Origin of the sequence: Pseudarthrobacter sp. WHRI 8279, from assembly GCF_040224115.2 — a bacterium.
Classification (GTDB): Bacteria; Actinomycetota; Actinomycetes; order Actinomycetales; family Micrococcaceae; genus Arthrobacter.
This window is the reverse complement of record NZ_CP168162.1, coordinates 1,608,050-1,620,866: the sequence shown is the minus strand read 5'-3', so window position 1 is coordinate 1,620,866 and position 12,817 is coordinate 1,608,050. Positions and strand designations below refer to the sequence as shown.

Below are 12,817 nucleotides of genomic sequence, written 5' to 3'. Positions count from 1 at the left end.
GGCTCCTCCGGCCTAAAGTTCAGCCTACCGTTTGCGGGGGCGCCAGGCGCCGTCTGGTGCCGGCGGAATCCGGGCGGAGGACTGTCTTGGCAGCAGGCCGGAAAACGGGGGTCAGGCGGGTTCCTGGCCTGCCAGGAACCTGACGGCAGCTTGCTTGAAGGCCCTGCTGGTGATGGCATTTGTGTGGTTCCGTCCCGGCAGGATCAGCTGTTCGGCCGTGCCCCCGGCTTTCCTTGCCAGTTCGGCAAGCTGCGGCAGGCTGCCGGCACGTTCGTCCTTGTCCCCGGCCACCAGGAGCATCGGGACGTGGGGAACGGCCTCCGTGGGATCGTACGGCTCGGCTTTGATGGCCTCCACCAGGGAGAGCAGCGCGAAGATGTTGTTGCTGGGCAGCAGGAGGGCCATCTTGAGCAGCTGGGCCGTGGACTCGTCGGCAATGGCCGTCCCGTCGGCCAGGTAGTCCTGTGCCGCCCGCAGGTCGAACTCCGCCAACGGATCAGCCATGTTGGGGCCGCCCAGCACCAGGCGGTGGGTGATTTCCGGCTGGGTGGCGCCGAACTCCCAGGCAAGCCGTGAGCCCAGCGAATAACCCACCACGTCCAGCCCGCTGGAAGGCTCACCGTCCTGCAAGGGCCGCACGCCGGCGTCGAACGCTGTTTGCAGCAGGTCCGCCCGGATCCTGCTGGGGGAGTACGAGTCCAGGTCTTCCGGAGCGCCGCTGCGGCCGTGCCCGGGCAGGTCCACCGTGATGACGCGCCGGCCGGCGTCCAGGAGCGCGGCCACCCAGCCGGTGTCCTCCCAGTTGAGCTTGCTGGACGAGGAGAAACCGTGCACCAGCAGGACGGGGCGGAGCCCGGCGTCGGCGGCGGGCTCGTGCACCGCCACGTAGAGCTGTGGGTCGGTGCCCTCCACGGTGTGCGTCTGCTGTTGGCCGCTGTGCCTGCCGCTCATGGTGTCAGTCCTCATCAACTACGGCGCCCGGGCGGACCCGGCGCTTGGGTGCCTCTTGCTTTGGAAATTACTCTACCTGCCAGCCCGTTGCGTGAGCCGGGCGCCCAGCGCGCAGGCCAGCGCGATGCCGCCAATGAGTGCAAAGGTGCTGAACAGCTGGATGCGGCTGCCTTCAGCGCTGAAGCCCACGGCGAAAATGACGGCCAGGAGCGCCAGCCCCAGGATGGTCAGGCCGGGAAAGCCCTTCATCCGGAGGGGCAGGTGCGTGCCGGCGCGGTCGGCGCGGCGGCGAAGGATCAGCTGCGATACGAGGGCGCTGCCCCACACCACCAGGCAGGTGGACCCCACCAGCTGGAACAGCGCCGGCAGGATCCGTTCAGGGAAGAGGAGTTCCAGGACTGTGGCGATAAACCCGAAGGCTACAGATACGCCGACGGCCAGCATAGGGACGTTCGCGCCGTAAAGCCGAGTCAGGAACCGGGGCGCGGCGGAGCGCTGGGCGAGGGAGTAGGCCATGCGTGAGGCCCCGTAGAGGTTGGCGTTCAGTGCGGACAGGAGCGCGACGACGGCCACCAGGGTGATGGCCGCCCCGGCACCGGGGATGCGGGCGGTGTCCAGGACGCCGGCGAAGGGTGAGGAAAGGCTTTGGGATGTTGCCGGCAGGACAGCGGCGATGACGAAAACGGAGCCGATGTAGAAGACCAGGATGCGCCACACCACAGTACGGATGGCTTTAGCCACGCTCCGCTCGGGGTCTTCGGTCTCCGCTGCGGCGACGGACACAATCTCGGTGCCCCCGAACGCGAAGATGACCACAAAGAGCGCTGAGGCAATGCCGCTGAGGCCCTGCGGGGCGAAGTCGGCGGTGAGGTTGGACAGTCCCGGCGAGGCCACCTCCGGCAGCAGGCCCAGCAGCAGGGCTGCGCCCACCGCCAGGAACAGCACGATCGCGGCCACCTTGAGGATGGCGAACCAGAACTCGAACTCGCCGAAGTTGCGCACCCCGGCAAGGTTGATGCCGGTGAAGAGCACCATGAAAGCCAGCGCCAGGGCCCAGACCGGAAGGACCGGCCAGACGGAGAACAGGAGGGCCGCCGCCCCAAGGGCTTCGGCGGCAATGACCACCACCAGCTGCAGCCACCACAGCCATCCGATCGTGGCGCCGGCCGTCTTGCCCAGGGCGCGTTCGGCATAGACGGAAAAGGCACCGCTGTTGGGGTTCGCGGCCGCCATCTCGCCCAGTGCCCACATAACCAGGATGATGAGCGTCCCGGCCACCAGGTACGAAACGAGGACGGCCGGACCGGCCGCCTGCACGCCGGCGCCTGAGCCCAGGAAGAGACCCGCGCCGATGGCGCTGCCCAGTCCCATCATGGTGAGCTGCCGGGGCTTCATGCTGTGGACGGGGTGCAGGGGGTTTCCTTTGGGACGGGCTGTGGTGGACTTCGTCGTCATAGTGCCGTGAACCTTCTTGGGTCTCGATGGTGGCGCCTTGTGGGCCCACTCGAATTTACCGCCTCCACCGCGTTGGCGGTATTCGGCGCAGCGGTGGGCGTTCGTGCAGCACGCGATGGAAGCCGGCGGCAGGGCCGGAAACATTTGGCATTTCCACGGCGCATGCCCGTACAATTAGTTTTGGTCAAAGTGACCATAACTAGATTGCGCGCCCTTCCGCAGAAAGGGCCCGGCTGCCAGGAAGGCGGTGGACCATGTACTCCAGTTCGGCAAACGTGTCGGAGCGCCAGGCGGCCCCTCCTTCCCTGGCCATCTCCACCGTCATCTTTGCCCTCCGGCCCAGTGAAAGCTCGGGCCGGCCTACGCTTTGGCTGCCCCTGGTCCGCCGGATCAGGGAGCCCTTCAAGGGGCTCTGGGCGCTGCCCGGCGGCCCCCTCAGCCACTCGGAGTCCCTCCAGGACGCCGCATCCCGGAACCTGAGGGAGACCACCGGGCTCGCCCCCAGCTACCTGGAGCAGCTCTACGCTTTCGGTGGGCTGCACCGCTCACCCACCCAGCGGGTGGTTTCCATCGTTTACTGGGCCCTGGTCCGGCCCACAGAAGCCGCGCTCGCCGACGAGTCCGAGAACGTCCGGTGGTTCCGGGCGGACCGGCTCGGGGAACTGGCCTTCGACCACAACGCGATCGTGGAGTACGCGTTGTGGCGGCTGCGCAACAAACTGGCCTACGGCTCCGTGGCCTACCACCTGCTGGGGGAGTACTTCACACTGGCCCAGGTCCGCGAGGTTTACGAGGCAGTGCTGGACCGCGAGCTTGATCCGGCAAACTTCCGGAGGCAGCTCAAGTCCACCCCCGAAATAGAAGAGACCGGCGAATACCTCCAGGGCGGCAAGCACCGCCCCCCGCGCCTCTACCGCTTTACCGGCCGGCCCGGCCTTGACCCAGACAACAGGAGCACACTATGAGCAGCGTCAACACAGCCATCCAGCTGATCACGCGCGAGCAGGCCGAAAAAGGCGCGACGGCGGCAGGCAGCACCTGCAGCCCCGCCCTGGCCAAGGGCCCGTGGGACTACGACCTCGCCGAGGCGCTCGCCGGCATTCCCGCCTACGGACCCGGCGCTTCCAGTGCAGATGTTGCGCCTGCCGCGACCCCGCGCCAGGGCCAGTTGCCGGAGGAGTACAAGCTCGCCAGCGACGCCGAGTTGAGCGAACGCATCCTGGCGGCAAAGGCCGCCCTGGGTGACCGTGCCGTTATCCTGGGCCACTTCTACCAGCGGGACGAAGTGATCCAGTACGCCGACTTCGTGGGGGACTCCTTCCAGCTGGCCAACGCCGCACTCACCAGGCCGGACGCGGAAGCGATCGTGTTCTGCGGTGTCCACTTCATGGCGGAAACCGCTGACATCCTGTCCGCACCGGACCAGGCGGTCATCCTTCCCAACCTTGCGGCCGGCTGCTCCATGGCAGACATGGCGGACGCCGACTCCGTGGCCGAGTGCTGGGAGCAGCTCGTAGAGATCTTCGGCACCGAGCCCGACGCTGAAGGCCGGGTCCCGGTCCTGCCCGTCACCTACATGAATTCCTCGGCCGCCCTGAAGGCGTTCTGCGGTGAGCACGGCGGCATTGTGTGTACGTCCTCCAACGCCAGGACCGTGCTTGAGTGGGCGTTCCAGCGTGCCCAGCGCGTGCTGTTCTTCCCCGACCAGCACCTGGGCCGCAACACCGCCAAAGCCCTGGGAGTGCCGCTGGAGCAGATGCCCATGTGGAATCCGCGCAAGGACCTCGGCGGCAACGACGAACAGGCGCTGCTCGATTCCAGGGTCATCCTCTGGCACGGGTTCTGCTCGGTCCACAAGCGCTTCAACGTGGGACAAATAGAGAAGGCCAGGAAGGACTTCCCCGGCGTCCAGGTGATTGTCCACCCCGAGTGCCCCATGGACGTCGTGGACGCCGCCGACTCTGCCGGCTCCACCGACTTCATCAAGAAGGCGATCGCCGCGGCCACGGAGCCCACCACGTTCGCGATCGGCACCGAAATCAACATGGTGAACCGGCTTGCAGCGGAGTACCCGCAGCACACCATCTTCTGCCTGGACCCGGTGATCTGCCCCTGCTCCACGATGTACCGCATCCACCCGGGTTACCTGGCCTGGGTGCTGGAGGAACTGGTGGCCGGCCGGGTGGTCAACCGCATCACCGTAGCGGAGTCCGTCCAGGACCATGCCCGGACCGCCCTCGAGCGCATGCTCGCCGCCAGGCCGTAATGAAAGCCGAGCCCCTTGTGCCCCGTGGGCCCGTGATGCCAGGCCACCGCCGGCTGGTGGTCATTGGCAGCGGCATTGCCGGACTGTACGCGGCGCTGCTGGCAACAGACGCCGACGCCTCCGTGGTTCTGCTGACAAAAGGCGGGCTGGACCACAGCAACACCTGGTATGCCCAGGGCGGCATCTCGGCCGTGCTGGATGAACCAGCCCCGGGTGACACCGCAGCGGCCCACATCACCGACACGCTCCTGGCAGGCGCCGGGCACTGCAACGCCGACGCCGTCCGGCTGATGTGCACGCAGGCCCGGCACGACATTGACGGCCTGCAGCGCTTCGGCGTGCACTTCGACCTGCAGGCCGCCGGGCGCCCGGCACTCGGGCTGGAGGCCGCCCACTCCGCGCCCCGCATCCTCCACGCCGGCGGCGACGCCACGGGCGCGAAAGTGGCCGCTGCCCTCATCCAGGCGGTGCTTTCCCGGCAGGCGGCCGGTGTCCTGACGGTCATCACCGGTGCACACGCCACCTCACTCCTGCACGGCGACGGCACCGTCACCGGGGTGGAATACCTGCAGGACGGGAAGAGGGCAGAGCTGCGTGGGGACGCCGTCCTGCTGGCAACGGGAGGCGCCGGCCGGCTGTTTGCCCAGACCACCAACCCCGCAGTGGCCACCGCCGACGGCCTGGCGCTCGCGGTGCGCGCCGGAGCAAGGACAGCGGACCTGGAATTCTTCCAGTTCCACCCCACCTGCCTGGTCCGGAACGCCGTGCCCACCTCCGCGGGCCTTGCCGGCGAGCCGCTGCTGATCTCTGAGGCTGTCCGCGGCGAAGGGGCAGTCCTCGTTGACGGCAACGGAAAGCGCTTCATGCGGGCATACCATCGGGACGCGGAGCTCGCCCCCCGGGACGTGGTCTCCCGCAGCATAGCCCTGCACCTGGCCAAGCTCGGCGACCCCAACGGCCACGTATACCTTGACGCGCGCGTCATCGAGGCGGCCAGGGGTTCCGGTTTCCTGGCCCGGCGGTTCCCGACCCTCACCGAAAAGACCCTCGCAGCCGGCATCGACTGGACCCGGGACATGGTCCCCGTGGCCCCGGCAGCCCACTACTGGATGGGCGGCGTAGTCACCGACCTGCACGCCCGCACCAGCATCCCCGGACTCTACGCCGCCGGCGAAGTCGCATGCACGGGCGTCCAAGGGGCAAACCGGCTGGCCAGCAACTCCCTCCTCGAGGGACTCGTCTTCGGCCGCCGCGCAGTTGAAGATTTCCTCTCCGGTGACGCCTCTGGTTGGGTGTCACCTGACGGTGCTCCTCCGCGTACTAGCTCGGCCGCGGGCGGCCTCCCTTTGACGTACGCTTCCGGAGCCCCGTCAGACGACGAGGGACCGGCACCTTCCGAGGTCATCCCAGCGGGCGCGGCTGCCCTGTCCGACTGCCCGGTCGGGACCGTGCCGGCCAGCTTCGGTGGGGGCGGAGGTATGGAAACCCCGTTCTCCCGTGATGCTCTTCGCCGGTTGATGACTGCCAAGGCCGGGGTGCTTCGGAATGGGGTGCTTTTGCAGGAGGCGGCGGAAACTCTTGGCCGGTGGTCCGCCGTCGTTCTTCCCGGAACTGCAGCCGCCGGGGCGGACCCGCTGGAGCATGAGGACCGCAACCTGCTGCTGGCCGCCCAGCTGCTGGTGGCTGCCGCCCTGGAACGGACTGCGTCCCTGGGCGCCCATTACCGGAGCGACAGCCCTACTGATGCCGCCGGCATTGCTGACGAACTCCAAGAACACTCCCGCCTGCGCCCGAAAGCGAGCCTTGTCCGTGACTGAAAACTCCGTTATTGCACCCGTGGCGGCCAGCGCCGCTGGCCTGGACCTCACCCTGCCGGCGGCTCCCGTCCGCGAGATCCTTGAGCGGGCCTTCGCCGAGGACGCTCCGGGCGGGGACATTACCTCCCAGCTGCTCATTCCCGCCGGCGCCCGCGCCACGGCCGTCCTGAACGCCCGCGTGCCCGGGGTCTTCAGCGGAGCCACCGTCTTCCGGGATGCCATGCAGCTGGTGGACCCCGGCACGTCCGTTGAGCTGCTGCTGGTGGACGGGGACAGGTTCGACGCCGGCACGCACCTTGCGCGGGTCAGCGGACGGGCACGCTCGGTCCTTCTCGCCGAACGCGTTGCCCTCAACCTCGTTCAGCGGATGTCCGCGATCGCCACCAGGACCGCCGAATTCGTCCAGCTGGCCGAGGGGACACGGGCTAGGATCACCGACACCCGGAAGACCACCCCCGGCCTGCGGATACTGGAACGGTTCGCCGTGCGGTGCGGGGGAGGTGCGAACCACCGGTACAGCCTCTCCGACGCAGTGCTGGCGAAGGACAACCACCTGGCCGTGATGACCGGAGGGGACCCCGCCAGGCTGACGGAGCTGCTCCGGGCGGCCAAGGCCCAGCTGGGACACACCACCCACTTCGAAGTCGAGGTGGACCGCATGGACCAGATCGAACCTGTCCTGGCCGCGGGCGTGGACACCATCATGCTGGACAACTTCACGCTGGACGAGCTCCGCCAGGGTGTTGCCCTGGTGGCTGGGCGGGCCCGCGTGGAAGCAAGCGGCAACGTCAACCTCGCGACGGTCGCAGGAATCGCCGCGGCCGGGGTTGATGTCATCTCCGTCGGTGCCCTTACCCACACAGTGGCCGCCCTTGACCTTGGCCTGGACGTGGAACTGACAGCCGGGTAGGCCATGATCTTCCTTGACGCAGCCGCCACCACCCCGGTCCGCCGCGAGGTGCTGGAAGCCATGTGGCCATACCTCACCAGCGACTTCGGAAACCCCTCCAGCCACCACACCCTTGGCGAGGCCGCCGCGCGCGCCCTCGCCGCTGCGCGGGATTCGGTGGCCGCAGTCCTGGGCTGCCGGCCGGGTGAGCTGACCTTCACGTCCGGCGGAACGGAGGCGGACAACCTGGCGGTGAAGGGCATTGCCCTGGCCCGGCAGGCTGCCAACCCGAAGCTTGACCGCGTGGTGATCAGCGCCGTCGAGCATCCTGCCGTGGAGGAATCCGCACGCTACCTGGAACGCTTCCACGGATTCAAGGTGGACGTGGTGCCTGTGGACGGGACAGGACTGGTGACGCCGACTGCCCTCCGCGCAGTCCTCCGTCCGGAGACCGCACTGGCCAGCATCATGTATGCCAACAACGAAGTGGGGACCGTACAGCCGGTCGCCGAACTGGCGGCCGCAGCGCATGAGCACGGGGTTCCCTTCCACACGGACGCGGTCCAGGCGGCGGGGTGGCTCCCCCTGGAAACCGGGTCTCTGGGCATTGATGCCATGAGCATTTCGGGCCACAAGCTGGGGGCACCAAAAGGCTGCGGCGTGCTCTTTGTCCGCGGCCGCACCAGGATCGAGCCGCTCATCCACGGCGGCGGCCAGGAACGCGGCCGCAGGTCGGGGACGGAGAACGTGGCCGGTGCGGTGGGCATGGCCACGGCGCTGACGCTTTCCCAGGCCGTCCAAGAGCAACAACGACGACGGGTGGCGGCCCTGCGGAACACGTTCATCGACGCCGTACTCGCTGGCGTGCCGGGCGCTGTCCTTACCGGGCATCCGTCCCGGCGGCTGCCGTCCGTAGCGTCCTTCTGCTTCCCGGGAACCAGCGGGGAATCGGTGCTGCTGGAACTGGAACGCCAGGGGGTGGTGTGCTCCAGCGGATCAGCATGCGCAGCCGGGTCCGACGCCCCCTCGCCTGTCCTCACAGCACTGGGTATTGAACCCGAGGTGGCCCAGACGGCGGTCCGCTTCAGTTTTGATGCGGCAGTCACGGAGGAGGACCTCAACGCCGCGGCGGGGGCGGTCAGCCACGCAGTGGAGAGTGTGCGGGCGCTCGGCGGCTAGCCCCGCATCGTCCCAGGCCGTTGCCCACAGGGGTCAGTACAGCTCGCCGACCGGAATCTCCACAGCCAGCCGGTTGGACGGACCGGGCAGGGGACACGCCCAGGCCTCGTTGTAGGCGCAAGACGGGTTGTAGGCGAAGTTGAAGTCAAGGACGAAAGCGGCGTCCGGGCCCGTCCCGCTGACCCCGTGGAACGCGCCCTTGATGGTATCGAGCAGGTACCGGCCGGCGCCGTAGCTTCCGCCGGGCCGGCCGGCCGTCGCGTCCCGGAAGGGCACGAAAATGCCGCCGCCGTATCCCCGAAGCTTCCACACAGCCAACTGCCCCATCTCGGGGAGATCGAACGTCCCCAGCCGCACGAAGTTGACCACCCCGTCGGTTCCGGTTTCCACGCTCATTTCCCGGCCCGCACCCTCCTTGGTCAGCGGGACGTGGAAACGGTAGATGGGATCATAGTCAGCCGTCTTAAGGCCGGAGAATCGCGCTTTATCCGTTGCGGACAACGCGGAGGCCGGGTGCGTGGCAAAGAGAAGGTCGCGCTGGTGGCGCCAGTAGGAATGTGCTTCCGCTGGGCTTTCCACGGAGAGTTTGCGGACATTGTCGTACAAGGCAAAGGTCCGCAGCCGCCAGTCAGCAATGTCGACGGCGGAGATATCCGCCGGGTTCTCTTCGGCTGCGCCGTGCTGGATGTCCGCCATAGCACCAGCCTAGTCCCCGGGACCGGCGATGCCCTCCGGCGGCGACACGCACCGCTTTTGCCCGGCGCCGTCCCGCCGTTTTTGGCGGCGGGGGGAGCGGCAGGAAACGCCTCTCCCGGCCACGTCCCGCCGCTGCCCCATCCCGTTAGGCTGGCTGCATGAGACGCATCGCATCAGCTGGGGTCCTGCCCGGAGCCGCCGTGCTCCTGGCGGGCGCACTCCTTGCCGGCTGCTCCACCCCGTCAAACAGCGGCCCCGCATGGACAGCGGAGCCCAGTGACTTCGGCGCCACCGCCACGGCTTCACCGGATGGGTCCGCATCAGCTGGGCCATCCTCCGGTGCCACGGCCGCTGCGTCCGCTTCCGCAACAGCCGGGCCTGCCGCCACAGCCTCTGCGTGGAAGACCTTCTCCGATCCGGCTAAGACCGTTGTGTTTGACCTGCCCGAGTCCTGGATAGCGCAATCGGTCCCTCCTGAGGACGGAACCCTGCCCGGTGCGTTGAAAATCGAGGTGAAGAAGCCGGACGGCACTTTCGTGGCGGCGCTCCGGACGGGACTCCCGCCGTCGTCCGCTGACTGCCCGGCGGACGCCCGGCGGCCCTACACGGTGCTCAGCAGCGTGCCGGTGGAGCTGTCAGCCGAAGGCGGGGAGGGGACCATTCCGCCCAGGGTGGTGTTCCGGGCAATCCAGGGATACCGGTTCTTCGGCTCCTACGGCATCACAAATATCGTGGGCGGTGCCGACGGACAGGCCTGCGAACTGCGCAACATCGTCCGCGGGCCGGCGGACAAGGGCGACTACTCCTTTGGCGACCTTGTGTCCGTCAGGGCCTTCGCGCCCGATGAGAAAGTGGCGCCGGCCAAAGCATTCGACACCCTTGACCAGGCCGCAACGTACGCCAGCGAGAGTGCTGACTTTGCCAACGTCCAGCGGATGCTAATGTCTCTGGAGATCAAGAACTAGCCCCCGTTCCCTGCCCGCATCCCCGGCCGGGACAAGCGGCGGCTTCTTTCCTGCCGACACCCCCCGGAGAGTCATGGAACGCACCGTTTCCGCACGCCTGGTCTTCAAGACCGCCCCCAACACCAAGGTGGCCATGGCCATAGCCGCCGCCAGGAACACCGGATACTCGTCCTTCGAGGAAAGCCTGTCCATCACGGCCGGCGGCGGGCAGGTTCCCGTGAGCGAGGTTCCGGACCACCACGGAGGCCGGCTCCACTACATGGAGTTCGCCGAACCGTCCGAGGTGGTGGTGGAGTACTCCGCGACGGTAGCGGGCCGGGCCCGGCCGGAAGAAGTCGGGCTGGCTGACCGCATCCGCTACGTCCGGCCCAGCCGCTACGCGGAGTCGGACCGCCTCCTGCCCACCGCCTACGCAGAATTCGACGGAGCCGCCGGCGGGGAGCTGCTGCACGCCGTGCGGAACTGGGTGAACGGCGAACTGCGGTATATCAGCGGCTCCTCCCGCGGGACGGACGGCGCGGTGGAAACCCTCCTGAGCCGCCGCGGTGTCTGCCGGGACTTCGCGCACCTGGCCATTGCCTTGCTGAGGTCCAAGGACATCCCGGCCCGCCTGGCTGCCGTGTATGCCCCCGGCCTGAGCCCCATGGATTTCCACGCCGTCGCAGAGGCCTACGTGGAAGGCGGATGGCACGTGATCGATCCCACGGGGCTGGCCCCGCGGGAGTCAATGCTGCGGATCACGGCCGGCCGGGACTCAGCCGACACGGCATTCCTATCCACGGTGGGCGGAAGCCTGACGTTGAGCCAGATGCAGGTCACGGCCGTGGTCAACGGCACCCTACCGGTCGAAGACCCCGCGAAGCTGGTGGCCCTGGGCTAGCGGAGGCCTGGGCTAGCGGGAGTCCTGCCGGGGCTGCCGCTGGTCCAGGGAACTGCGCAGCTTGGCGGTGAGCCGCATGAGTTCCTTCTGTTCCGCCGGCGTCAGCGCGGGGACCATCAGTTCGGAGATGTCGCGCACATGCTCACGCCCAATCTCCTTCTGGAGTTCCCGCCCCTCGTCAGTAAGTTTCAGGAGCACACCACGGCCGTCCTCAGGCGCCGGCATCCTCGCGACCAGCCCGCGCTTCTCGAGCCGCTCCACCAGCCTGCTGAGGCTCGACTGGCTCAACAGGACGTTGTCGTTGAGTTCGTTGAGCCGCAGCCAGCCGGACGGACAGCGGGACAGGGTGAACAGGACGTCGTACTCGTTGACGGCCAGCTTCCGGAAGGCCGGGCCGGACTGCAGCTTCCGCATCACCGCAACCTGGGCACGGAACAGCGACTCCCAGGTTTCTGCGGCGAGCCGCACCGGCGACTCCGCGCTCTTGCCGGCCATCACGCGTCCGCGGCGGACTTTTCCGCGTCCTGGGCGGCGAGCAGTGCGGCCACCCGGCCGGCGTGGGTTGGCGGTTCGGGAACGTGGGCCGGCTTGCGGGCCGCGTACTCCTTCCGCAGGACGGGCAGGACCTCCTCGCCGAACAGGTCCAGCTGCTCCAGCACGGTCTTCAGCGGCAGGCCCGCGTGGTCAATCAGGAACAGCTGGCGCTGGTAGTCGCCGAAGTACTCCCGGAACGTCAGGGTTTTCTCGATGACTTCCTGAGGGCTGCCCACAGTGAGCGGTGTCTGCGAGGTGAAATCCTCAAGCGAGGGACCATGGCCGTAAACAGGCGCATTGTCGAAGTAGGGGCGGAACTCATTGACGGCGTCCTGCGAGTTCTTCCGCATGAAGAACTGTCCGCCGAGGCCCACGATGGCCTGGTCTGCCTTCCCGTGGCCGTAGTGCTCGTACCGTTCACGGTAAAGGCCGATCAGCTGCTGGTAGTGCTCCTTGGGCCAGAAGATGTTGTTGGCGAAGAAGCCGTCGCCGAAGTACGCCGCCACTTCGGCGATCTGCGGCGTGCGGATGGAGCCGTGCCACACAAAGGGGGCAACGCCGTCGAGCGGGCGGGGCGTGGACGTGAAGTTCTGCAGCGGCGTCCGGAACTTGCCGGACCAGTTCACGGTGTCCTCGTCCCACAGCTTCCGCAGGAGGCTGTAGTTCTCGATGGCCAGTTCCACGCCGTCCTGGATGTTCTTGCCGAACCACGGGTAGACGGGCGCCGTGTTGCCGCGGCCCAGGACCAGGTCAACACGGCCGTCTGCCAGGTGCTGGAGCATCGCGAAGTCCTCGGCGATCTTGACCGGGTCATTGGTGGTGATCAGCGTGGTGGCCGTGGACAGCGTGATGCGTTCCGTCTGCGCGGCGATGTAGGCGAGGGTCGTGGTGGGGGAGGAGGAGAAGAAAGGCCGGTTGTGGTGCTCGCCGAGGGCGTAGACATCCATGCCGATTTCCTCGACCTTTTTGGCGATGGCCACCGAGGCCTTGATGCGTTCGTTCTCGGTGGGGGTCTGCCCCGTGGTGGGGTCAGTGGTGATGTCGCTGACGCTGAAAACACCGATCTGCATGATATGCCTTTCCCTTCCTGGACTCTCCGGGCTTGGTTCCAGTGTAGTCCAATGTAGATGCATTTGCATCTATCGGGAGGTACAACGCATCCCGGAGGGAAATATTCCGTGAGGC

General features: G+C 67.7%; 12 protein-coding genes. 7 read left to right on the top strand and 5 right to left on the bottom strand.

Features of this window, described 5'->3' with window-relative positions; genetic code table 11:
* Positions 1–111: 111 nt before the first annotated feature.
* Both ABRP28_RS07350 and ABRP28_RS07345 read right to left on the bottom strand, forming a co-directional pair.
* Complete coding sequence (locus ABRP28_RS07350; RefSeq protein ID WP_350002628.1) at positions 112–951, bottom strand: alpha/beta fold hydrolase; 840 nt, start codon at positions 949–951, stop codon at positions 112–114.
* 72 nt (positions 952–1,023) lie between these two features.
* Positions 1,024–2,406, bottom strand: coding sequence for an amino acid permease (locus ABRP28_RS07345; protein WP_350002627.1), 1,383 nt, complete (start codon positions 2,404–2,406; stop codon positions 1,024–1,026).
* 254 nt (positions 2,407–2,660) lie between these two features.
* Between ABRP28_RS07345 and ABRP28_RS07340 the strand changes: the two genes are divergently transcribed.
* The 5 genes from ABRP28_RS07340 to ABRP28_RS07320 are packed head-to-tail and all read left to right on the top strand — an operon-like array spanning position 2,661 to position 8,557.
* The gene (locus tag ABRP28_RS07340; protein ID WP_350002626.1) at positions 2,661–3,371 is read left to right on the top strand and encodes an NUDIX domain-containing protein; all 711 of its coding nucleotides are present in this window, start codon (positions 2,661–2,663) and stop codon (positions 3,369–3,371) included.
* The gene (nadA, locus tag ABRP28_RS07335) at positions 3,368–4,672 is read left to right on the top strand and encodes a quinolinate synthase NadA (protein ID WP_350002625.1); all 1,305 of its coding nucleotides are present in this window, start codon (positions 3,368–3,370) and stop codon (positions 4,670–4,672) included. Before ABRP28_RS07340 ends, nadA begins: the two co-directional genes overlap by 4 nt.
* Positions 4,673–4,707: 35 nt before the next feature.
* Positions 4,708–6,489, top strand: coding sequence for an L-aspartate oxidase (locus ABRP28_RS07330; protein ID WP_374152943.1), 1,782 nt, complete (start codon positions 4,708–4,710; stop codon positions 6,487–6,489).
* On the top strand, positions 6,482–7,399 hold the full coding sequence (nadC, locus tag ABRP28_RS07325; RefSeq protein WP_350002623.1) for a carboxylating nicotinate-nucleotide diphosphorylase: 918 nt from the start codon (positions 6,482–6,484) through the stop codon (positions 7,397–7,399). The genes ABRP28_RS07330 and nadC overlap by 8 nt, the downstream gene beginning before the upstream one ends.
* A 3-nt stretch (positions 7,400–7,402) precedes the next feature.
* Entirely contained in the window at positions 7,403–8,557 is a 1,155-nt protein-coding gene (locus tag ABRP28_RS07320; protein WP_350002622.1) for a cysteine desulfurase family protein, read from the top strand.
* A gap of 33 nt (positions 8,558–8,590) precedes the next feature.
* Here the strand turns inward: ABRP28_RS07320 and ABRP28_RS07315 are convergent, their stop codons facing one another.
* The gene (locus ABRP28_RS07315) at positions 8,591–9,253 is read right to left on the bottom strand and encodes a DUF1684 domain-containing protein (RefSeq protein ID WP_350002621.1); all 663 of its coding nucleotides are present in this window, start codon (positions 9,251–9,253) and stop codon (positions 8,591–8,593) included.
* Positions 9,254–9,411: 158 nt separating this feature from the next.
* Here ABRP28_RS07315 and ABRP28_RS07310 point away from each other — a divergent pair, with 158 nt between their 5' ends.
* Both ABRP28_RS07310 and ABRP28_RS07305 read left to right on the top strand, forming a co-directional pair.
* Complete coding sequence (locus ABRP28_RS07310; RefSeq protein ID WP_350002620.1) at positions 9,412–10,218, top strand: hypothetical protein; 807 nt, start codon at positions 9,412–9,414, stop codon at positions 10,216–10,218.
* Between the two features lie 73 nt (positions 10,219–10,291).
* Entirely contained in the window at positions 10,292–11,098 is an 807-nt protein-coding gene (locus tag ABRP28_RS07305; protein ID WP_350002619.1) for a transglutaminase family protein, read from the top strand.
* 12 nt (positions 11,099–11,110) lie between these two features.
* On the opposite strand, the gene ABRP28_RS07300 is transcribed toward ABRP28_RS07305, so the two are convergent.
* Both ABRP28_RS07300 and ABRP28_RS07295 read right to left on the bottom strand, forming a co-directional pair.
* On the bottom strand, positions 11,111–11,593 hold the full coding sequence (locus ABRP28_RS07300) for a MarR family transcriptional regulator (protein ID WP_350002618.1): 483 nt from the start codon (positions 11,591–11,593) through the stop codon (positions 11,111–11,113).
* Positions 11,593–12,702 (bottom strand): LLM class flavin-dependent oxidoreductase, encoded by a 1,110-nt coding sequence (locus ABRP28_RS07295; protein WP_350002617.1) that lies wholly within the window; start codon positions 12,700–12,702, stop codon positions 11,593–11,595. The genes ABRP28_RS07300 and ABRP28_RS07295 overlap by 1 nt, the downstream gene beginning before the upstream one ends.
* Between the last annotated feature and the right edge of the window lie 115 nt (positions 12,703–12,817).